The sequence below is a fragment of the Cellulomonas sp. KH9 genome, from assembly GCF_900114185.1.
GTDB lineage: Bacteria > Actinomycetota > Actinomycetes > Actinomycetales > Cellulomonadaceae > Cellulomonas.
This window is the reverse complement of record NZ_FOSE01000006.1, coordinates 1-20,801: the sequence shown is the minus strand read 5'-3', so window position 1 is coordinate 20,801 and position 20,801 is coordinate 1. Positions and strand designations below refer to the sequence as shown.

The following is a 20,801-nucleotide window of genomic DNA, read 5'->3' as shown; positions in this document are numbered from 1 at the left end:
AATCGGCGCCGTCCCCTAGATTCCCGAGCACGCACTGAATCGAACCGCTTCGACTGCGCAGCGCCCGCCGGGGTCATCGACGACCCGGAGCACCGCGTGCCTGCCCCGTCGACCGCAGCACGTCCACATCCACGAGGGAGTGAAGGGCGCTGATGAACACCACCACCTCCGCCGGGAGCCTCGCCGACCGGCCCGTGCGTCGTCGCTCGTTCCTCGGCATGGTCGCCGCCGGTGCGGCCGTCGTCGGCGTCCCGTCGCTGCTGACGGGCTGCGGCACGGGCGACGCGCCGGCCGCCGCGCCGGGCGCCGTCCCGTCGGGCGACGTCCTGCCGACGTACGTGCCGATCGACTACGTCGAACCCGACTTCCCCAGCGTGAACGGGTCGACACCCGGCTACGCGACGCTGCCGGCCGAGCTGGTCCGGTCCGTCCCCGACGCCCCCGGCAGCGGTGCCACCTTCACGGCGATGACGCCGCTGTGGGGCACCATCCCGCCCACCAGGGGCAACCAGTACTACGAGGCCGTCAACGGGATCCTCGGGTCGACCATCGAGTTCCGGATCACCGACGGCAACACCTACGGCGACAAGCTCGCGACCGTGCTCGCGTCGGCCAAGGACGTGCCCGACTGGGTGTGCGTGCCGACCTGGAACATCCCGCCGCGGTTCGGCTCGGAGATCGTCCCGAACCTGTTCCAGGACCTCACGGCGCACCTGGGCGGGGACGCCGTCAAGGACTACCCGAACCTCGCGAACATCCCCACGGACGCCTGGAAGTTCTGCGTGTTCGACGGCCGGCTCTACGGGCTGCCGTTCCCCGGGGAGACCATCACCGACGCGACCTTCGTCCGCAGCGACGTGCTCGACGAGCTCGGGATCACCCTCGACGTGCGCAACGGCCAGGACCTGCTCGACCTGGCCTCCGAGCTGACGGGCGGCGGCCGGTGGGGGGCCGAGGACCTCTGGAACACCTCGGCGATCATCCACTCGGTGCCGCCGAGGTGGCGGCTCGACGGGGACCGCCTGGTGCACCGCGTCGAGACCGAGGAGTACCGCGCCGCCCTGGCGTGGAACGCCGAGCTGTTCGCGTCCGGCGCGGTCCACCCGGACGCCGTCGCCGACCAGCAGGGGGAGGCCAAGACCCGATTCCAGTCGGGCGCGTCGCTCCTCATGAGCGACGGCCTCGGCGGGTGGCACGAGGCGCTGCGCGACAACCTGGCGAGCAACCCCGGGTACTGGCAGCAACCGCTCGACCCGTTCGAGGTCGACGGCGGCACGCCCGTCCTGTGGAAGGGCAACCCCGCCAACATCTTCTCGTTCCTCAAGCGCAGCGACGACGAGGAGCGGGTCCGTGAGCTGCTCGCGCTCGCGAACGTGCTGGCCGCGCCCTTCGGCACCACCGAGTTCGACCTGGTGCAGAACGGTGTCGAGGGCGTGCACTACACCAAGGGGGAGGGCGGGGTACCTGTGCCCACGGCGCTCGCGGCGACCGAGCTGCAGCCGACGTACATGTTCCTCGTCGACGGCCCGATCGCGAACACCCGGGTGCAGTACCCGGGCTACGTCGAGGCGTCCTCGACGTGGCAGCAGAAGGCGGCCGAGTTCATCACGGAGCCGCTGTTCTACGCGCAGCAGATCGTCGAGCCGGCGCAGTTCGCGTCGATCGGTCAGCCGTTCGTCGACCTCGAGAAGGACATCTCGCGCGGCCGCAAGTCGCTCGACGACCTCGATGCGGCGGTCGAGACCTGGCGGTCCGCGGGAGGCGAGGAGCTGCGCGCCTTCTACCAGGAGATCCTGGACGCCCAGTGACGGGGATCGGTCAGATCGTGCGTCGCGGTGGAGGGAGGGCCGCCACGGCGCCGGACCCGGTCCGGGACCCCGCGGGCACGTCCGCGGGGTCCCGGCCGGAGCCCCTCCCGGTCCGACGGCTGTCGGTGCGCACACGCCTGCGGCGGGACGGCGCGCTGCTCGTCATGACGCTGCCGGCGGTGGTCCTGCTCGCCGTGTTCGCCTACGTGCCGATGCTCGGCAACGTCATCGCGTGGCAGACCTACTCGCCGTACACCGGGTTCCTGCGCAGCCCGTTCGTCGGGTGGGCGAACTTCGAGCGCGTGCTGTCGAACCCGCTGTTCCTCGACGCCGTGCAGAACACGCTCGTCATCACGGCGTTCCAGCTCGTCTTCTTCTTCCCCGTGCCGATCGTGCTGGCGCTGCTGCTCCACAGCGTCGTGACACCGCGCATCCGCACGACGATCCAGTCGATCGTGTACCTGCCCCACTTCTTCTCGTGGGTGCTGGTCGTGACGATCTTCCAGCAGATCTTCGGGGGTGCGGGCCTGGTCAACCAGACGCTGCGCGACGCGGGGCTGGGCACGGGCTTCGACCTCATGACGAACCCCGACACGTTCCTCGTGCTGGTCACCATGCAGTCGGTCTGGAAGGACGCCGGCTGGGGGATCATCATCTTCCTCGCCGCGCTGTCCACCGTGTCGCCCGAGCTCTACGAGGCGGCGGCCGTCGACGGCGCCAACCGCTGGCGGCGGATGTGGCACATCACGCTGCCCGCGCTGCGCCCCGTCATCGTGCTGCTGCTGATCCTGCGGCTGGGCGACGCCCTGACCGTCGGGTTCGAGCAGCTCATCCTGCAGCGCGGCGCCGTGGGCGCCGACGTCGCCGAGGTGATCGACACGTACGTCTACTACCAGGGCGTCATCTACGGGGACTGGGGCTTCGCGGCCGCGGCAGGCCTCGTCAAGGGCGTCGTCAGCCTGGCGCTGGTGCTCGGCGCCAACAAGCTCGCGCACGTGTTCGGTGAGTCGGGGGTGTACCAGAAGGCATGAGCATCGGCAGCGGTCAGACACCGGAGATCGGCTCGGACGTGCTCCTCGTCCCACGGGACGCGGTCCCCGAGGGGGCGTCGCGCGTCCCGCGCCGCCCACGCCCGCGGCGCTCGCGGCACCGGCCCGCGTGGGAGGAGCCGCCGTCGCGGGCCGGTGCGCTCGTCAAGGCCCTCGTCCTGACGGGCGTGGTCCTGGCGGTCGTGCTCCCGCTGTGGACGGTCGTGCTCACCAGCCTGTCCACGCAGGCCGAGACGATCCGGGTGGGCGGGCTCGTGCTCGTCCCCGGCGAGCTCACCCTCAACGCGTACCGGCAGATCCTGTCCGGCGGCATCGTCACCCGGGCGGTCCTGGTGAGCGTCGGCATCACGGCCGTCGGCACGGTCCTGTCGACGGTGGTGTCGGTGCTGGCTGCGTACGGGCTGTCGCGCCCGTCGTCGCTGTGGCACCGCCCCATCCTGTTCGTCTTCCTGGTGACGATGTTCTTCGGGGCGGGCCTGATCCCGACGTACCTGCTGGTCAGCAGCCTGGGTCTGATCGACTCGTACTGGGCGCTGATCCTGCCCGGCGCCGTGTCGGCCTTCAACGTGCTGATCCTGCGCAACTTCTTCATGGGGCTGGAGCCGGCGATCCTCGACGCCGCCCGGATCGACGGCGCGGGGGACTGGCGCATCCTGGGCGGCGTCGTGCTGCCGATGTCGCGGGCCGTGGTCGCGGTCGTCGCCCTGTTCTACGGGGTGGGGTACTGGAACGCGTTCTTCAACGCGATCCTCTACATCAACGACAACGCCAAGTGGCCGCTGCAGCTGGTGCTGCGCTCCTACGTGCTGCAGGGCGTGACGCTGCCGGGGTCGGGCGTCGGCCAGGTCGACGTCGCGACGGGCGCCGTGACGGGCCTGCCGGTCAAGATGGCGGTCATGGTGCTGGCGATCGTGCCGATCCTCGTGGTCTACCCGTTCGTGCAGCGGCACTTCACCAAGGGCGTCATCTTCGGCGCCATCAAGGGCTGACGCCGGTGGCGGGCGCACGACGCACGCCGGCGGGCGGGCAGGGCGGCCGGTCAGGCGGTGGGCGGCACCGTGCTGGCGCGCTCCACCAGCTGCGGGGTGAGCAGCCGCGTCTCCGCCGGGGCGGACTTCTCCACACGGGCCATCGCCATCTCCACGGCCACCGCCCCGATGGTGTGCGCGGGGATGTCGATGCTCGTCAGGGGCAGCGGCTGGCCGACGGCCACGTCGGGCGGGCAGACGGCCAGGACCGAGACGTCGTCCGGGACGCGTCGCCCGCGCTCGCGGAGGGTCGCCAGCACCCACGGCAGCGCGACCTCGTTGTGGACGACGAGCGCGGTCACGTCCGGCTGCCGGGCGAGCACGCGGTCGATCGCGTCGACCGCGCCGACCATCGACGACTCGCACGGCTCGACGATGCCCTCGATGCCGGCGTCGGAGGTCGCCTGCGTGAACCCGCGGATCATGCGCTCGGCGTACGACGTGTGGCGCTCCAGCACCGCGCGCGGGGAGCCGACGAGGGCGACCTGCCGGTGGCCGAGCCGGGTGAGGTGGCGCACGGCCAGCCGGCCCGCGGCGTCGAAGTCGAGGTCCACGCACGACAGCCCCTCGGGGTCCCGCGGCAGCCCGATGAGCACGGCGGGCTGGCTGAGGCGGGCCAGCACGGGCACGCGCGGGTCGTCGGCCTCGATGTCCATCATCACGAGGGCGTCGACCATCGAGCCGGTCGCGACGCGCTCCATGCCGGCGATCTCGTCGGCGGTCAGCAGCAGCACGTCGTGGTCGTAGGTGCGCGCGGCGGTGACGACGCCGGTGACGAACTGCATGATCACCGAGACGTTGACGTCGACGCGCAGCGGGGCCATGAGGGCGAGCACGTTGGTGCGGCTGGAGGCCAGGGCGCGGGCGCCCGCGTGCGGGCGGTACCCCAGGTCGCGGATGGCCCGTTCGACGCGCTGGCGGGTGGGCGCCGAGATCGGCCGCTTGCCCGACAGCACGTAGGAGACGGTGGAGGTCGACACCCCTGCCGCTCGTGCCACGTCGTCGATGGTGCTCGCCACGTCGCTCCGTCCGTCAGGTGCCGAGGGCTCGCCGGATCGCGCTCCCGCCCGCTGGTCCGGCACACCCTAGCGCGCGGTCGCGGTGCCCCGAGGGGTGCTGCGGCGCGGGTTCACCCGCACGGGAGGGCCTGGTCGGCGCGCAAGCGCTTCGCCGTCCACCTGGTCGGACGTCCGGCTTGCCGTGCGGGCGGCACTGCGAACGTAGAACGATATCGACGCGCTACGCTGGTGAAGCGCTTCGACGACCAAGGCGCCCCAGGGTGCGGCGGGAGGCGGACCTCGTGACGGACCGTCCGAACCCCCACGCGACCGCCCACGCGGCGCCCGCCCCCACCCGGCCGCTCGCACGGCTCACCGACGAGGTCGGTCTGCTCCTCGGCGCGGACTGGAACCCCGAGCAGTGGTCGCCCGACGTCTGGCGCGAGGACGTCGCGCTCATGCGCGCGGCGGGCGTCAACCTCGTCACGGTCGGCGTCTTCGCCTGGGCCGCGCTCGAGCCCCGGCCCGGGTGCTTCGAGCTCGGCTGGCTGGAGCAGGTCGTCGACCTCGCCGCCGACCACGGCGTGCTCGTCGACCTCGCGACCCCGACCGCCTCGCCCCCGCCGTGGCTCGGGGTGCTCTGGCCCGGCACCCGGGCCGTGACGCGGGACGGCGTCCGCCTGTCGCACGGGTCCCGCAACCACTTCTGCCCCTCCTCCCCGCAGTACCGCGAACGGTCCCTGTCGGTCGTGCGGACGCTCGCGGCGCGGTTCGGCGGTCACCCGGGCGTGCGCCTGTGGCACGTCGGCAACGAGTTCGGTCAGGTGTGCTGGTGCGAGCACTGCGCGCAGGGGTTCCGCACGTGGCTGCGGGCGCGGTACGGCAGCCTCGACGAGCTGAACCGGGCCTGGGGCACCACGTCCTGGAGCCAGCGCTACGACGAGTGGTCCGAGGTGATCCCGCCGCGGACCGCGCCCTATTTGGTCAACCCCACCCAGGTGCTCGACCACCGGCGGTTCGCGTCCGACCAGCTCCTGGCGCTCTACCTCGAGCAGCGCGAGGTCGTCCAGGAGCACGCGCCGGGCGTGCCGGTCACCACCAACCTCATGGGCTTCCACCACCCCACCGACTACTGGCGCTGGGCCCCGCACCTCGACGTCGTCGCCGACGACGTCTACGGGGACCCGGCCGACCCGGACGACGTGGTGCGGGTCGCGCTCACGCACGACTTGGCGCGCGGCCTCGCCGGCGGCGCGCCGTGGATGGTCATGGAGCAGGCGGCCGGTGCCGTGAGCTGGCGTCCCCACAACGTGCCCAAGCCGACCGCCCGGCTGCGCCTGGACTCGTTGCGGGCGATCGCACGCGGGGCCGACGGCTCGTGCTTCTTCCAGTGGCGGGCGTCCGTGGTCGGCGCCGAGCGCTTCCACTCGGCGCTCGTCCCGCACGCCGGCCCCGACACCGCCCGGCACCGTGCGGTGGTGGCGCACGGTGCCGAGCTGGGCCGGCTGCGCGGCGTCGTCGGCACACGGGTGCCCGCACGCGTCGCGCTGGTGGTGGACTGGTCGAGCTGGTGGGCGGCCGAGGAGCCGGGCGGCCCGTCGCAGCGGCTGCGCGTGCTGCCGCAGCTGCTGGCCTACTACCGGCCGCTGTGGGAGGACGGCGTCGCGGTGGACGTCGTGCCGCCCGGTGCGGACCTCGACGCGTACGACCTGGTGGTGGCCCCGCAGCTGTTCCTCGTCGACGACGCCCACGTCCCGGGCCTGCGCCGCGTGGTCGAGCGCGGCGGCGTGCTGCTGGTCGGGCCGTTCTCCGCCGTCGTGGACCGCGACGCGCACGTGCGCACCGGCCGGTTCCCCGTGCCGTTCGCGGACCTGGTCGGCGGCTCGGGGGAGGAGCACGTGCCGCTGCCCGACCCCGGGGTGCGTGTCCGGTCCGACCTGCTCGGCGACGTCGTGGTGCACGACTGGGCCGAGCACCTGCGGCTCGACGACGGCGAGGCCCTCGCCACGGTCGACGGCGGCGACCTGGACGGCTGCCCGCTGGTCGTGCGCCGCCGGCACGACGGGGGCGGGCAGGGCTGGTACGTCGGCGCGCTGCTGGCGCCGGACGCCCTGGGGGCGGTGGTCCGTGCCTGTCTGGCGGCGGCCGGTGTCGCGGGCCCCGTCGGCGTGCGGCCGGACGCGGGGGTCGAGGTCGTGCGCCGCGGCGACGTGCTCTTCTGCCTGAACGCGAGCGACCGGCCGCGTGCCGTCGAGCTCACCGACGCCGGGGCCGGACCCTGGCACGACCTGCTGACCGGCACGGACGTCACCGGCCGGGTGCCGCTGGCGGCGCACGGCGCCCTCGCCCTGACCGAGAGGACCCCATGAAGTTCACCGACGGCTACTGGCAGCTGCTGCCCGGGGTCACCGAGCTGCGTCCCCGTCACGTCGACGACGTCGTCGCCGGCGAGGACACGCTCACCGTGTACGCCTCGACGGCGCCGATCGTCACGCGCGGGGACACGCTCAACCGCCCGCTGGTCACCGTGACCCTGCACTCGCCCATGGACGGTGTCGTGGGCGTGACCATCGAGCACTTCCAGGGTGGGCTGGACCGCGGTCCCCGGTTCGAGCTGCACCGCAGCGTGGGCGACGTGAAGATCACGACGCCGCAGCTCAACGGGGCCCCGGTGGCGATGCTCCGCTCGGGTCCGCTCGAGGCGCGGGTGGCGACCGAGGGGGACTGGTCCGTCGAGTTCGTCGCGGACGGGCGCGTGCTCACGTCGTCCGTGGCCCGCAGCGTCGGGGTGCTGACCGACGCCGCGGGGCGGCACTTCGTCCGCGAGCAGCTGACGCTGGGCGTGGGGGAGCACGTCTACGGCCTGGGCGAGCGGTTCGGCGCGCTGGTGAAGAACGGCCAGACGGTGGACATCTGGAACGCCGACGGCGGCACGGCCAGCGACCAGGCGTACAAGAACGTGCCGTTCTACCTCTCGGACGCGGGGTACGGCGTGTTCGTCGACCAGCCGGAGCGGGTGTCCTTCGAGATCGGGACGGAGGTCGTCTCGCGCGCACAGTTCTCGGTGGAGGGGCAGTCGCTGACCTACTACGTCGTGGCCGGGCCGACGCCCAAGGACGTGCTGCGCCGGTACACGGCGCTCACCGGCCGCCCGGCGCGGGTGCCCGACTGGTCCTACGGCCTGTGGCTGTCCACCTCGTTCACCACCAGCTACGACGAGGCGACGGTCACCCACTTCGTCGACGGCATGGCCGAGCGCGACCTGCCGCTGAGCGTCTTCCACTTCGACTGCTTCTGGATGCGGCAGTTCCACTGGAGCGACTTCGTGTGGGACCCGGGCACGTTCCCGGACCCCGAGGGGATGCTGCGCCGGCTCAAGGAGCGTGGCCTGCGCATCTGCGTCTGGATCAACCCGTACATCGCGCAGCGCTCGGCGCTGTTCGCGGAGGGCAAGGAGCTCGGTCACCTGGTGCGCAACGCCGACGGCTCCGTGTGGCAGTGGAACCTGTGGCAGGCGGGGATGGCGCTGGTGGACTTCACCAGCCCGGACGCGGTCGCCTGGTACCAGGGCAAGCTGCGCACGCTGCTGGACCAGGGCGTCGACTGCTTCAAGACCGACTTCGGCGAGCGGATCCCGACCGACGTGGTGTGGCACGACGGGTCGGACCCGCAGCGGATGCACAACTACTACACGCACCTGTACAACCGGTGCGTCTTCGAGCTCCTGGAGGCCGAGCGGGGCGCGGGCGAGGCGGTGCTGTTCGCGCGCTCGGCCACGGCGGGCGGCCAGCAGTACCCGGTGCACTGGGGCGGTGACTGCGAGTCGACCTTCGTGTCGATGGCGGAGTCGCTGCGGGGCGGGCTGTCGCTGGCGCTGTCGGGGTTCGGGTTCTGGAGCCACGACATCGGTGGGTTCGAGGGTGTGCCGGACGCCGCGGTGTTCAAGCGGTGGCTGCCGTTCGGGCTGCTGTCGTCCCACAGCCGGCTGCACGGGTCGGACTCGTACCGGGTGCCGTGGGCGTTCGACGAGGAGGCGGTCGAGGTCACGCGGCGCTTCACGCGGCTGAAGCTGTCGCTCATGCCCTACCTGGCGCAGGCCGGCCGGGTGGCGCACGAGGAGGGGCTGCCCGTCATGCGGCCGATGGTCCTGGAGTTCCCGCACGACCGCGGCGCCGCGACGGTCGACACCCAGTACATGCTGGGGGAGTCGCTGCTGGTGGCACCCGTGTTCTCGGCGGACGGGGACGTCGACGTGTACGTGCCGGAGGGGACGTGGACGTCGCTGCTCACGGGTGAGCAGGTCACCGGGCCCCGCTGGGTCCGCGAGCGGCACGGGTTCGACTCGGTCCCCCTGTACGTGCGCCCGGGCGCGGTGCTGCCCGTCGGCGCGCGCGACGACCGCCCCGACGGGGACCACGCCGACGGCGTCACGCTGCGGCTGTTCGGGCTGGCCGACGGCCACGTCTCGACGCTGCGCGTGCCGAGCGGTGACGGCGAGGCGACGTTCGAGGTGCGGCGCACCGGGGCGACGGTCCGGGTGCGCGCGGCGGGGGCCCCGGGGGCGTGGGCCGTGCACCCGTGGGGTGGCGAGCGGGTGGACGTCGCGGCGGGCACGGCGGAGGTCGAGGTGCGGGTGTGAGCGCCCCGCGCTGAGTCGTCCCAGGGGTGCGGGAGCGGTCCCACTCCGTGTATCGTATCGATTCGACCCGTGGGGCACCGATGCCGCACGGCCGCGGCGGGCGACCGTTCCGGTCCCGCCGGACCACGTGCACCCACGGAGGCCAGCATGACCAGCACGACGAGGCCGTCCGGCCGCCCCTTCCCGGCAGACTTCCTGTGGGGCTCGGCCACCGCGTCCTACCAGATCGAGGGAGCCGTGCACGAGGACGGCCGCGCCCCGTCCATCTGGGACACGTTCTCCCACACCCCCGGCAAGGTGCTCAACGGGGACACGGGTGACGTGGCCGTCGACCACTACCACCGGGTGCCGCAGGACGTCGCGATCATGAAGGACCTCGGTCTGCAGGCGTACCGGTTCTCGATCGCGTGGTCGCGGGTGCTGCCCACCGGCACGGGCGAGGTCAACCAGGCGGGCCTGGACTTCTACGCCGACCTCGTCGACCGGCTGCTCGCCGACGGCATCAAGCCGGTCGTCACGCTGTACCACTGGGACCTGCCGCAGACGCTCGAGGACGAGGGCGGCTGGACGAACCGGGCGACCGCGGAGGCGTTCGCCGAGTACGCCCGCGTCGTCGCCCGCGCGCTGGGGGACCGGGTGCACCTGTGGACCACCCTCAACGAGCCGTGGTGCTCGTCCTTCCTCGGCTACGGCTCCGGCGTGCACGCCCCCGGCGTCACCGACCCGGCCGCGGCGCTCGCGGCGGTCCACCACCTCAACCTCGCGCACGGCCTGGCAGCCCGCGCGATCCGTGAGGAGCTCGGTGCGCAGACGCCCGTGTCGATCACCCTCAACCTGCACGTGACGCGCGCCGCGTCCCACGACCCCGCGGACGTCGAGGCCAAGCGCCGCATCGACACCATCGCCAACGAGGTCTTCCTCGGCCCGCTGCTGGACGGCGCGTACCCCGAGCGCGTGTTCGCGGACACCGCCGCCATCAGCGACTGGTCGTTCGTGCAGGACGGGGACCTCGACCTCATCCGCGTCCCGATCGACCTGCTGGGCGTCAACTACTACTCCACCGGTCGCGTCCAGCACGGCACGCCGCCGGTCGGCGACGGCACGCCCGGACCCGACGGCCACCGGTCGTCCGTCGTCAGCCCCTGGGTCGGTGCGGACCAGGTCGAGTGGCTCCCGCAGCCCGGTCCGCACACCGCGATGGGCTGGAACATCGAGCCCCAGGGCCTCGTGGACCTGCTGCTCGAGCTGCACGAGCGCTACCCCGGGCTGCCCCTGGCCATCACCGAGAACGGTGCGGCGTTCTACGACACCGTGACGCCGGACGGCCGGGTGCACGACGCCGAGCGCGTCGCGTACCTGCACGACCACCTCGACGCCGTCGGCGAGGCCATGGACAAGGGTGTCGACGTGCGCGGGTACTTCGTGTGGTCGCTGTTCGACAACTTCGAGTGGGCCTACGGGTACGACCGCCGCTTCGGGGTCGTGCACGTCGACTACGACACGCAGGTGCGGACCCTCAAGGACTCCGCGCGGTGGTACCGCGAGCTCGTCCGCACGGGTGTCATCCCGACGCCGGAGTCCGCGGCGACCCTCTGACGCACCGGACCGCCCTCGCCCCGCCCACCGCGACCGCGGCCGGCGGGGCGTCGGCGTCCCCGGGGTCCCGTGGGCGCGAGCGGGTCGGCGTCCGGGTGAGGATGGTGCCGTGCCCCGCTCCCGCCGCTCGTCCCGTCGCCCCTACGGGACCGGTCACGTCCCCCTGGACCTGGACCGCGCGACGGGCGGACGCCGCGCCGAGAGCGGGCCCGACGGCGAGTGGGTCGTGCAGCGGGTCGCGGGCTCGGACCGCGAGTACCGCTGCCCCGGCTGCGACCAGACCGTGGCGGTCGGCACCGCGCACGTCGTGGCGTGGCGCACCGACACCTGGCGCGGGGACGGCGTCGACGAGCGTCGGCACTGGCACACCGCGTGCTGGCAGGCGCGCACCCGACGCGGACCGACCCGCCGGTGAGCGCCGCACCCGCGCAGGACGCCGGCACGGGCGACGACGTCCGGCTGGTCGCCAGCGACCTGGACGGCACGTTGCTGCGCCCCGACGGGACGGTCTCGGACCGCACCGCGGCCGCGCTCGCGGACGCGGAGGACGCGGGCCTCGACGTCGTCTTCGTCACCGCCCGGCCGCACCGCTGGCTCACGGACCTCGCCGCCCACGTCGCCGGCCACGGGGTCGCGATCTGCGCCAACGGCGCGTCGGTCGTCGACGTCGCGGGGCTGCGCGTGCTGGAGGAGCACGGCATGGACGCCCGGCGCGTCGCTGCCGTCGCCGCGCGGCTGCGCGCGGCGTGGGGCGCGGACCGCGTGCACCTCGCCGTCGAGTCCGCCGCCGGCTTCGCCTCCGAGCGCGGCTTCGTCTCCGAGCACGACCTGCCGCCCGGCAGCCCGCGAGCCGAGCGCATCGAGGACGTCCTGCCGCCCACGACCCTCAAGCTGCTGCTGCGGGCGACCGGACGCCCGACGGACGCGGACGCCTTCGTGGCGGACGCGCAGCGGGTCGTCGGCGACCTCGCGCACGTCACGTCCTCCGCCGCCGGGGCGCTCGGCGAGATCGCGGCGCCCGGGGTGACGAAGGCCGCCACGCTCGGCGACTGGTCCGCGCGCCGCGGGATCGCGCCCGCCCAGGTGTGGGCGGTCGGCGACGCCCCCAACGACCTGCCGATGCTGCGGTGGGCCGGGCGCGCCTTCGCGGTCGCGAACGCCCACCCCGCCGTGCGCGCCGCGGCGCACGCGACGCTGCCGTCCAACGCGGACGACGGGGTCGCGGTGCTGCTGGAGCGGGCGGCACGCCTCGCCCGCGCGCGCGGGGCGGGGCGCCCACCCGCTCGATAGTGTCGTCAGCGGGCGCCCGCACCGGCGGTTGCCCGGCCCCACCTCCTGGAGGACGCATGACCGCGAGCCCGATCGTCCTGCTGCACGCCTTCCCGCTGGACCACCGCATGTGGGACGACGTCGCGGGCGCGCTCGCGCGGACCCGCCCGGTGCTCGCCCCCGACCTGCCGGTCGCCGTCGGCTCCGACCTGCCCGAGCCCGCGCTCGAGGCGGCGGCGGACCACGTCGCGCAGGTCGTGCGCGACGCGGGCACCGGACCGGTGGTGGTCGCCGGGCTCTCGATGGGTGGCTACGTGGCGCTCGCGCTCCTCGAGCGCCACCCGGAGCTCGTGGCCGCCCTCGCGCTGGTCGACACCAAGTCGACCGCGGACACCCCCGAGGCCGCCGCGAAGCGCGAGGGCGTCGCCGCGGAGGTCGAGGCCGCCGGCTCGGTCGACCCCGTCCGCGGCATGGTGGGCACGCTGCTGGGGGAGACCACCCGCAGCGCCCGCCCCGAGGTCGTCGAGCGCGTCACCGCGTGGATCGGCGAGCAGGACCCGGCGCGTGTCACCTGGGCGCAGCGCGCCATGGCGGCGCGGCCGGACCGGACGGAGGTGCTGCGGCTCTTCACGGGGCCGGTCACCGTCGTCGTGGGTGACGAGGACTCCGTGACGGGCACCGACGCGGCCGAGCACATGGTGGCGACGGCCGCGGACGGGCTGCTGGTCGTCGTGCCGCGGGTCGGTCACCTGTCGGCGGTCGAGGACCCGGCGGCCGTGGCGACGGCGCTGTCCGAGCTCGCCAACCGCGTGGACGCCGGCTGACCGGAGGACGTCGTGGCCGGCGTCAGACCTCGCCGGCCAGCACCCGTGCGAGGGCGTCGGGCAGGTCGATCGACTCGCCGTCCTTGCCGCCCGCACCGATGACGAGCGGCGGGTCCTGCGGCACCGGCTGCACCCCACGGAAGCGGGCCGTGAGGCTGGGCGGGGCCGTGAGCACGTAGAACTCCCCGGCGGTGTCGACGCCCACCGTCTCGTCCCGGCGCAGGTACCAGCCCTGCAGCGGCGTGCGGTAGCGCGCCCGGCCGTCGTACGACCGCACGTGCAGCGGGCCGGGGGCCACGCCGCGCGCACGGGCCTCCGCGAGGAAGTCCGCGATGATCGCCCGAGCCCGCGTCGACTCGGCCCGCTGCCGCGCGGCCAGCGCGTCGGCGTGCACGCGTGCGGCCTCGCGGCGCTGCTCGCGCCACTGCGCGGCGCGGTCCGGGGTCCCCGGCTCCGACGGTGCGGGCGCGTGCGGCGGGACACCGGGCGCGCCGCTCGCCGGACGGTCGGCGCGACCGTCCGGCGCGGGCTGCGGGGTGCTCATCGGGTGGTCAGCGACCGTCGGACGAGGCGTCCGCAGCCGTGTCGCCCTGCTGCTCGACGGCGGGGGAGGGCACGACGGGGACGGCGGCCGAGACCGGTGCCGGGCGAGCCTTCGACGTGCGCGCGGGCCGGGCCGGACGCGCCGGGCGAGCGCTCTCGTCACCGGTCGGCCCGGTCTGCGAGGCGGCGGCGTCGTCCGAGCCGGTGGACCCGGCCGCGCCGGAGCGGTCGTCGGTGGCGCCGGCGGCCTCCTTCCCGGCGGGGCGGGCCGGCGTGGCCGGCTGCCGCTCGGCGCGCTGCGCGGGTGCGGCGTCGCCCGACTGCTCCTTCGCGAACTTCTCCTCGATCCTGCCCGCCTTCTCCAGCGCGGCCCGGTCGGGGTTCGTGCCGAGCAGGTGCCGCAGCTCGTCCAGGTAGGACGTGATCGACTCGCGCTGCCGGTGCAGGTCCTCGACCTGGCGCGTCGCCGTGGTCCGCTCGCGCTCCGCCTCGGTCATCGCGTCGGAGATCTGCTTCTCGGCGTGCTCCCGTGCCTCGGCGACCACGCGGTCCGCGTTGCGGCGCGCGTTCGCGAGCAGCTCCGCGGCCTGCCGCTCGGCGTCGACCCGCACCTTCTCGGCGTGCGCGAGGGCCTTGGCCACCCGCTCCTCCGCCTCGGAGGCGTGCGCCTCGGCGTCCGCGACGAGCCGCTCGGTCTCGGCCCGCGCGGCCTCGTGGCGCTCGGCGTCGTGCCGCTCGGCCGCCTCGTGCTGCGCCGCGATGGCGAGCTCGGCGTCGGCGAGCTGCTGCTCGGCGCGGCGCACCAGGTCGTCGGCCTGGGTGCGGGCCTGGGTCACCGCCTCGCCGATCGCCCGGCGGGCCTCGTTCTGCAGCCGCTCGACCTCGAGGCGCGTGCGCTCGCGCAGCTCCGTGGTCTCGCGGTCCGCGGCGGCCCGGGCCTCGGAGGTCTCCCTCTCGGTCGTGGACCGCAGCTCGTCGGTCTCGCGCTGGGCCGTCTCGCGCAGGTGGGCGACCTCGTAGCCGGTGCGCTCGCGCAGCTCGGCCGTCTCGCGGTCGGCGGACGCCCGCAGCTCGGCCGCGTACTGCTCCGACTCGGTGCGCAGCGTCGCGACCGCGTCCTCGGCCTCCGCCCGGACCTGGGCGATCTCGTCGTGCGTCGCGGCGCGCAGCTCGCCGGCCTCGCGCTCGGCGGTCGCACGGACGTACGCCGCGTACTGCTCGGCCTCGGTGCGCAGCGCGGCGACCTCCGTGGCGACCCGCTGCTGCAACGCGGCCGCGTCGCGCTCCGCGGCAGCGCGCGTCGCGTCGGCGTACTCGGCCGCCGAGGCGCGCAGCGCCGTGGTCTCCTCCGCCGCGGCCTGGCGCCACGCGGCGACCTCCGCGTTGACCTCGGAGCGCAGGCGGGCGGCGTACCGCTCCGCGTCGCTGCGCAGCGCCGCGACCTCGGCCTCGGCGCGCTGACGCAGCTCGGTGGTCTCCTGGTCCGCGCTCTGGCGCAGGTCCTGCGCGTACCGCTCGGTCTCCTCGCGCAGGGCCGTGGTCTCCGCCTCGGTGCGTGTCCGCAGCTCGGTCGCGGTGCGCTCGGTGGCGACGCGCAGCTGGGTCGCCTCGTGCTCGACGCGGGCCCGCAGCGTCCCGAGCTCGCGCTCGAGGGACGTGCGCCGCTCGCTCTCCTCGGTCGCGACCGCGCTCTGGATGCGCGCGGCCTCCCGCTCGGCCGACCCGACGAGCTCCTCGGCGCGGCGGTGGGCCGCCAGCACCGAGCTCTCCGCCTCCGCCGCCGCGGTGGTGCGGACCTCCTCGGCCTCGCGCCGGGCGGTGGCCAGGAGCTCGGCCACCTCGTTCTCCGCGCGTGCACGCAGCTGGCCCGCCGCCAGCTTGGCCCGCGCCAGGGAGTCCGCGGCCTGGGCGTTGGCCTGGGTCATGACGTCCGACGACTGCTCCTCGGCCGAGCGCAGCAGCTGCTCGATGCGCGAGCCCAGCCCCGCGTACGTCGGGCGCTCCGCCTCGCGCAGCTGCCGGTGCGCCTCGGAGAGCTCGCCCGCGACCTTCATCTTCTCGGCGTCGAGCGCCTCGACCTGCGACCGTGCGTCGGCCAGGGCCTTCTCGAGCGCACCGATGGTCTCGTCGACAGCATCACGGTCGTAGCCGCGGAAGTTGACGACGGGAAACGGGTTCCGGGCTTCGGGCACGGGTGATCCTCCTGGGAGAGGGGCCCGGCGGGCGGCGGTGGCCGAGGTCCTCCTCGGTGGGCCGGTGCCCCGCGGCCAGGATACGCGGCGCACGGTCCCTGAACAGGACGGACCGTGCGCCCGGTGGCGCCCGTCGGTACGGACGTCGGTGCTGGTGAGCGGCCTGCGCCCCCACCCGCTGCCGCGTCTGTCCCGGTTCGTCCGGTAACGTCCGGCGCTGTCGTCCCGACGTGATCGGGAGGTGGAGGTCGGGTGACGATCGGCCCGTCACCCCTCGTCCGGGTTCGGCCCGTCGTGACCCGTCTGCCTATCCTGGGGCCGTTCGCGACCGGAGAGGACTGTGCGTGCTGAAGCGACTGATCGTCGCCCTGGTGGGATTCCTGGGTGTCGTGGTCGTCGCCCTCGGGGTGGCCTCTGCGACCGTATGGCGTGCTGACGACGTGCTCGTCGCCGAGCTGCGGGCTGACGAACCCCTGGTGGTGACCGACCCCGGCGTGCTCGAGATGGCGGGCGACGAGGTGACGGTCCGGGCCGAGGCCGACGGACCCGTCGTGCTCGCCGTGGGCCGGGACACCGACGTGGCGGGCTGGGTCGGGGCCGACGTCCACCAGCGCGTCACCGGTCTCGCCGGCTGGCACGAGCTCGCCGCGGAGGACGTGGCCGCACCGACCCCCGACCCCGCCGAGGGTGAGGCGCCCGCTGAGGGTGAGGCGCCCGCGGAGGGTGAGGCGCCCGCCGAGGGCGAGGCCGCCGTGACGGTGCCCGACCCGACCGGCTCCGACCTGTGGGTCGTCGAGGCGACGGGCGACGGCTCCGCCGAGATCACGTGGACCGCGCAGCCCGGCCGGTGGAGCGTGCTGGCCGCCGGCCCGGGCGGTTCGCCCGTGACCCTGTCGCTCGCCTGGCCCCAGGTCGTCACGACGCCCTGGCTGTGGCCGTGCGTCGTCGTCGGAAGCCTGCTCGTGCTGGCCGCCGCCGCCCTGCTCGTCCGTGACCTGCGTCGTGCGCGGCGCGGTGCCGACGCGGACTGGACCCCCGTGCTCACCGGGTCCATGCCCGTGGTCGGCCCCGACGGGACGCCCACCGGGCTCACCCGCCGGCAGCTCCGCGAGCTCGCGGCGCAGGGGGCGGCCCGTGCGTCGGGCGCCCCGGGCGCGGACGAGCCCGTGCACGCGTCGCCGGGACGGGACGACGCCGCGACGGCACCCGCCCCGTCCTCGCCCGCCGCTTCCGCCGCCGCCGGTGCCCCTCGTGAGCCGTCCGCCTCCGACGGCGCCCCCGGTGTCGCCGACGCCGAGAGCACTGACCAGGCGGCGCCGGCCGAGCCCGCCCGGGCCGCGGGGGCGCTCGCCGCGATGGCTCCCGCGACGCGGCGTGCGCTGCGCGCCGTCACGTCCCTGGGCGCGAGCAGCCGGGAGGGCCGCGCGGCCGGGCAGCCGGACGACGCGCGGACCCCCTCGGGTACCCCCGGGGCTCCCGACGCCGCGGAGCCGCGGACGCCTCGCGGCCCGGCCGTGCCCGTCGGCGGGCGCCCTGACGCCGGTGGGCCCACCGGCGACGCTCGACCGACCGGTGGCCCGCGACCGACCGGTGGCCCGCGGCCGACCGGTGACGACGCGCCGACCGGGTGGATCCCGGCCGCCACGGGCGCGCGGACGACCGCGACCCCGGTCGCCGCGCCGACGGCGGCGTCGCCGACCGCCGCGACGCCCGGCCCGGCGCCGGAGCACCCGCACGGTCGCCCTGCCTGGCTCGTCGGCGAGCGCGCGGCGCGCCCGGCCGGCAGCCCGCAGCTCCCGCCGCCGGGCCCGCGCACCGCGGGGCCGCAGTCCGCACCGGGGCTCCCCACCGGGACCCCGCAGCTCCCGCCGGGGCGTGCGGGTGCGAGCCCGCAGCTGCCCCCGGGACGTCCGACCGGGAGCCCGCAGATCCCCCCGCCCGGAGCAGCAGGCTCGCCCGACGCCCCCGGCGGGCGCCGCCCGGCGTCCACGCGCCCCGGCTGGGCCTCCGGTCCGGACGGGCCGGGCCGCGGTCCGTCCGCGGGCCCCGCGGCCTCCCGTGCCGCTGGTCCCGACGGGCCGCGCCCCGCGACGGGCACCGGCACGGCCGCGGGTCCCGTCCCCGGACGCGGCGCAGCCGCGGCACCGTCCGACGCACCGCGTCCGGCCTGGCTCCGCGACGCCCCGGTCCCGACCGGACCCCGGGCGGCGGGGACCGAACCCGCTGCGGGCCCGCGCGCCGACGCCTGGCGACGCGCGTGGGGCCTGCCGGCCGACGACGACCCGACCACGGAGGAAGGACGATGACCCTGAACCGCACCCGCGCCCCGCAGCCCGCCCAGGGCGTCGTCGGCACCGCCCGGCCCACGCGCCGTCCGCGGCGCGCGCTCGTCGCGGCGGCGGCGCTCCCGCTGCTCCTGCTCACCGGCTGCGGGACACCGCTGCCGACGGCGCAGCCCGACCCCGTGCCCGCCGTCGCGCCGCCGGCCCTGTCGGTCGCCCAGGCGCAGCACGTGCTCGGCGCCGTGTCCGAGGTGGTCGCGGCCGGTGACGCGGGCAACGACCCCGCGGGTCTGGCAGCGCGCCTCGAGGGTCCCGCCCTGGCCATCCGCACCGCCGAGTACGTGCGCAACACCGCCAACGGCGGGACGAAGCCGCCGACGGCGCTGCCGTTCGACGAGCAGGCGCTCGTCGTGTCGGAGACGGACACCTGGCCCCGTACCCAGCTGGTCGTGACCGAGCAGCCCGACGACCTGCAGGCGCCGCGCGTCCTCGTGCTGCGCCAGGCGTCCCCCCGCGAGCAGTACAAGCTGTGGGGCTGGGCCAAGCTCATGCCGTCGGCCCAGACGCCCGCGACCGCGGCGCCCGAGGAGGGCAGCCCCACGCTCGCACCGGACGCCGACGGGCTGGTGCTCACCCCGCTCGACGCGGTCGCGCAGTACACGGACGTCCTGGCCAACGGTGACGCGTCGCCGCACGCCGGCGCCTTCGCGCCCGACGCGTTCCGCTCCGCGATCGAGGCCGAGCGGGCGCAGGTCGTCTCGCAGCTCGCCGACGCTGCCACGCTGACCCAGACGTACACCCCGGCCGCCGAGCCGGTGGTCACCGTCGGCACGGTCGACGGCGGGGCGATCGTCGTGAGCGAGATCGCCACCACGTCGACCGTCACCCTCGCGGCGCCCGGCGGCACGATCACGGTGGAGCCGTTCTACTCCGCGCTCGCGGGCGGGGCGACCACGGCGGGGTCGAGCCTGACGCGCACGTTCACGGGTGTGGTCGTCATGTACGTGCCGCCGGCCGGCAGCGACGCGCAGGTCCAGGTGCTGGCGGGGGAGCAGTCGGTCACCGCGGCGTCGGCCCAGTGACGCGCGGGGTGCGGACGCCGCTGCGCCCCGGGCCTGCGACGATGGACAATGCCCGGACGGCACCGCACCCACGCCCGTGGGGTCGACCCGCGGTGACGTCCTGACCGACCTGAGCACGCACGACCACACCGAGGAGCTCGTGATGTCGCAGCCGTCGCAGCAGCCCCGCCCCCGCCTCGACGCGCGCGGAGCAGTCGACCTGTCGACCCTGGCCCGTCCGGCCACCCCGCCCCCCGGGAGCCCGGGCGGTCTGCCGACCGCCGGCGGGTACGTCCGGGACGTCGACCAGGAGACGTTCGCCGACGTCGTCCAGTCCTCGACCCAGCACCCGGTGGTCGTGGTGCTGTGGGCGCCGTGGAGCGAGGTGAGCCAGCAGGTCGCGGCGGACCTCGCGGCCCTCGCCGACGAGGATGCGGGGCGCTGGCTCCTGGCACGTATCGACGCGGAGGCCAACCCCCAGGTGGCCGCGGCCTTCCAGGCGCAGTCGGTGCCGACGGTCGTGGCGGTGCTGGGCGGGCAGCCGGTGCCGCTGTTCCAGGGGGCCTACCCCCGCGAGCAGGTGCGCGCGGTGCTCGACCAGCTCCTCGCGGCGGCGGAGGCGAACGGCATCACCGGTCGCGTCGCGGCGGGTGCGCCCGCCCCGGAGCCCGAGCCCGAGCCGGCCCTCCCGCCGCTGCACCAGGCGGCGTACGACGCGATCGAGCGGGACGACCTCCCCGCCGCACGCGCGGCGTACGAGCAGGCGCTGCGGGAGAACCCCCGTGACGCGATGGCGAGTGCCGGCCTGGCGCAGGTCGGGCTCATGGAGCGCACCGCGGGAGCGGATGTGCGCGCCGTGCGCGAGGCGGCCGCCGCCCGGCCCGACGACGTCGACGCGCAGCTGGCGGTCGCGGACCTGGACGTCTTCGCCGGTGCCGTCGAGGACGCGTTCGCGCGCCTCGTCGAGCTCGTGCGTCGCACCGCCGGGGACGACCGGGAACGGGTCCGGCTGCGGCTGGTCGATCTCTTCGAGGTCCTGGGCACGGACGACCCGCGTGTCGTCGCGGCCCGCCGCGCCCTCGCATCGGCCCTGTACTGAGCGAACGGCGTACCGAGCGAACGGCGTACCGAGCGCGGTCGGGCACCGTGCCACCACGGCGATCCCAGCGCCGCCGGCCCCCGGGCCGGCGGCGCTGCCGCGTGCCGGGGACGGCTCGCCGGGCGCTCGCCGGTGGCCCCGGTCACACCTGCTCCCGCGACTTGCGTGGCAGTCGGGTGCTGCGTAATGTTCCCCCGGCCGCCCGGCAGGGAGGAACGGACACCGAGCTCGATCAGGTGGTCGGTCCCCGCGGGTGGCACCCCCTCGAACTCCTCCTCCGGCGCTGAGCGCCGGCTGGATCGTGGCCTCGCGGGGCGATCGGACCGGGTCGCAGGATCGGGTACGGTCATCCAGCCGCTCAGCCCTCCGGGGCCGGGAGGCGGGTGTCGGACCGGGTCGCAGGATCGGGTACG

General features: G+C 75.3%; 15 protein-coding genes. 12 read left to right on the top strand and 3 right to left on the bottom strand.

Translation table 11 applies throughout. The features are described from left to right. Window positions 1-152 precede the first annotated feature (152 nt). From BMZ16_RS17780 to BMZ16_RS17770, 3 genes are read left to right on the top strand one after another with little or no spacing between them, the layout of a single operon-like run. Window positions 153-1,808, top strand: coding sequence for an extracellular solute-binding protein (locus BMZ16_RS17780; protein ID WP_089803027.1), 1,656 nt, complete (start codon window positions 153-155; stop codon window positions 1,806-1,808). A 5-nt stretch (window positions 1,809-1,813) separates the two neighbouring features. Then, window positions 1,814-2,839 (top strand): ABC transporter permease, encoded by a 1,026-nt coding sequence (locus tag BMZ16_RS17775; protein ID WP_369822669.1) that lies wholly within the window; start codon window positions 1,814-1,816, stop codon window positions 2,837-2,839. Continuing rightward, on the top strand, window positions 2,836-3,846 hold the full coding sequence (locus BMZ16_RS17770) for a carbohydrate ABC transporter permease (RefSeq protein ID WP_089803023.1): 1,011 nt from the start codon (window positions 2,836-2,838) through the stop codon (window positions 3,844-3,846). Before BMZ16_RS17775 ends, BMZ16_RS17770 begins: the two co-directional genes overlap by 4 nt. 50 nt (window positions 3,847-3,896) lie before the next feature. On the opposite strand, the gene BMZ16_RS17765 is transcribed toward BMZ16_RS17770, so the two are convergent. After that, a complete protein-coding gene (locus BMZ16_RS17765) occupies window positions 3,897-4,904 on the bottom strand; it encodes a LacI family DNA-binding transcriptional regulator (protein ID WP_089803021.1) in 1,008 nt (335 codons plus the stop codon). A gap of 281 nt (window positions 4,905-5,185) precedes the next feature. On the opposite strand from BMZ16_RS17765, the gene BMZ16_RS17760 reads away from it, so the two are divergent. The 6 genes from BMZ16_RS17760 (at window position 5,186) to BMZ16_RS17735 (ending at window position 13,211) form a co-directional block, all read left to right on the top strand. Continuing rightward, entirely contained in the window at window positions 5,186-7,252 is a 2,067-nt protein-coding gene (locus tag BMZ16_RS17760) for a beta-galactosidase (RefSeq protein WP_089803190.1), read from the top strand. Continuing rightward, complete coding sequence (gene yicI, locus BMZ16_RS17755; RefSeq protein WP_089803019.1) at window positions 7,249-9,522, top strand: alpha-xylosidase; 2,274 nt, start codon at window positions 7,249-7,251, stop codon at window positions 9,520-9,522. The genes BMZ16_RS17760 and yicI overlap by 4 nt, the downstream gene beginning before the upstream one ends. A 147-nt stretch (window positions 9,523-9,669) precedes the next feature. Beyond that, window positions 9,670-11,118, top strand: a complete 1,449-nt coding sequence (locus tag BMZ16_RS17750; protein WP_089803016.1) for a GH1 family beta-glucosidase — start codon at window positions 9,670-9,672, stop codon at window positions 11,116-11,118. A 109-nt stretch (window positions 11,119-11,227) separates the two neighbouring features. Next, entirely contained in the window at window positions 11,228-11,533 is a 306-nt protein-coding gene (locus tag BMZ16_RS17745; RefSeq protein ID WP_089803014.1) for a hypothetical protein, read from the top strand. Further along, entirely contained in the window at window positions 11,530-12,408 is an 879-nt protein-coding gene (locus BMZ16_RS17740; RefSeq protein WP_089803188.1) for an HAD family hydrolase, read from the top strand. Before BMZ16_RS17745 ends, BMZ16_RS17740 begins: the two co-directional genes overlap by 4 nt. Before the next feature lie 56 nt (window positions 12,409-12,464). Continuing rightward, window positions 12,465-13,211: an alpha/beta hydrolase gene (locus BMZ16_RS17735; RefSeq protein ID WP_089803012.1), complete on the top strand. Its 747-nt coding sequence runs from the start codon at window positions 12,465-12,467 to the stop codon at window positions 13,209-13,211. A 22-nt stretch (window positions 13,212-13,233) separates the two neighbouring features. Here the strand turns inward: BMZ16_RS17735 and BMZ16_RS17730 are convergent, their stop codons facing one another. Then, complete coding sequence (locus tag BMZ16_RS17730; protein ID WP_369822665.1) at window positions 13,234-13,755, bottom strand: hypothetical protein; 522 nt, start codon at window positions 13,753-13,755, stop codon at window positions 13,234-13,236. A gap of 7 nt (window positions 13,756-13,762) precedes the next feature. Continuing rightward, window positions 13,763-15,946 carry a coiled-coil domain-containing protein gene (locus BMZ16_RS17725; protein ID WP_089803010.1) on the bottom strand — a complete coding sequence of 728 codons (2,184 nt, stop codon included), beginning with the start codon at window positions 15,944-15,946 and terminating at the stop codon, window positions 13,763-13,765. Window positions 15,947-16,290: 344 nt separating this feature from the next. Here BMZ16_RS17725 and BMZ16_RS17720 point away from each other — a divergent pair, with 344 nt between their 5' ends. The 3 genes from BMZ16_RS17720 (at window position 16,291) to BMZ16_RS17710 (ending at window position 20,388) form a co-directional block, all read left to right on the top strand. Further along, complete coding sequence (locus BMZ16_RS17720) at window positions 16,291-18,252, top strand: hypothetical protein (RefSeq protein WP_089803008.1); 1,962 nt, start codon at window positions 16,291-16,293, stop codon at window positions 18,250-18,252. Then, window positions 18,249-19,310, top strand: a complete 1,062-nt coding sequence (locus BMZ16_RS17715; RefSeq protein WP_255366791.1) for a DUF8094 domain-containing protein — start codon at window positions 18,249-18,251, stop codon at window positions 19,308-19,310. The genes BMZ16_RS17720 and BMZ16_RS17715 overlap by 4 nt, the downstream gene beginning before the upstream one ends. Window positions 19,311-19,452: 142 nt before the next feature. Continuing rightward, a complete protein-coding gene (locus tag BMZ16_RS17710; protein ID WP_089803182.1) occupies window positions 19,453-20,388 on the top strand; it encodes a tetratricopeptide repeat protein in 936 nt (311 codons plus the stop codon). The last annotated feature ends 413 nt before the right edge of the window (window positions 20,389-20,801 follow it).

Excerpts from the sequence above, each read along its gene's own strand:
- BMZ16_RS17780 (WP_089803027.1), top strand. The coding sequence starts at position 153 with ATGAACACCACCACCTCCGCCGGGAGCCTCGCCGACCGGCCCGTGCGT.
- BMZ16_RS17770 (WP_089803023.1), top strand. The coding sequence starts at position 2,836 with ATGAGCATCGGCAGCGGTCAGACACCGGAGATCGGCTCGGACGTGCTC.
- yicI (WP_089803019.1), top strand. The coding sequence starts at position 7,249 with ATGAAGTTCACCGACGGCTACTGGCAGCTGCTGCCCGGGGTCACCGAG.
- BMZ16_RS17750 (WP_089803016.1), top strand. The coding sequence starts at position 9,670 with ATGACCAGCACGACGAGGCCGTCCGGCCGCCCCTTCCCGGCAGACTTC.
- BMZ16_RS17735 (WP_089803012.1), top strand. The coding sequence starts at position 12,465 with ATGACCGCGAGCCCGATCGTCCTGCTGCACGCCTTCCCGCTGGACCAC.
- BMZ16_RS17730 (WP_369822665.1), bottom strand. The coding sequence starts at position 13,755 with ATGAGCACCCCGCAGCCCGCGCCGGACGGTCGCGCCGACCGTCCGGCG.
- BMZ16_RS17715 (WP_255366791.1), top strand. The coding sequence starts at position 18,249 with ATGACCCTGAACCGCACCCGCGCCCCGCAGCCCGCCCAGGGCGTCGTC.
- BMZ16_RS17710 (WP_089803182.1), top strand. The coding sequence starts at position 19,453 with ATGTCGCAGCCGTCGCAGCAGCCCCGCCCCCGCCTCGACGCGCGCGGA.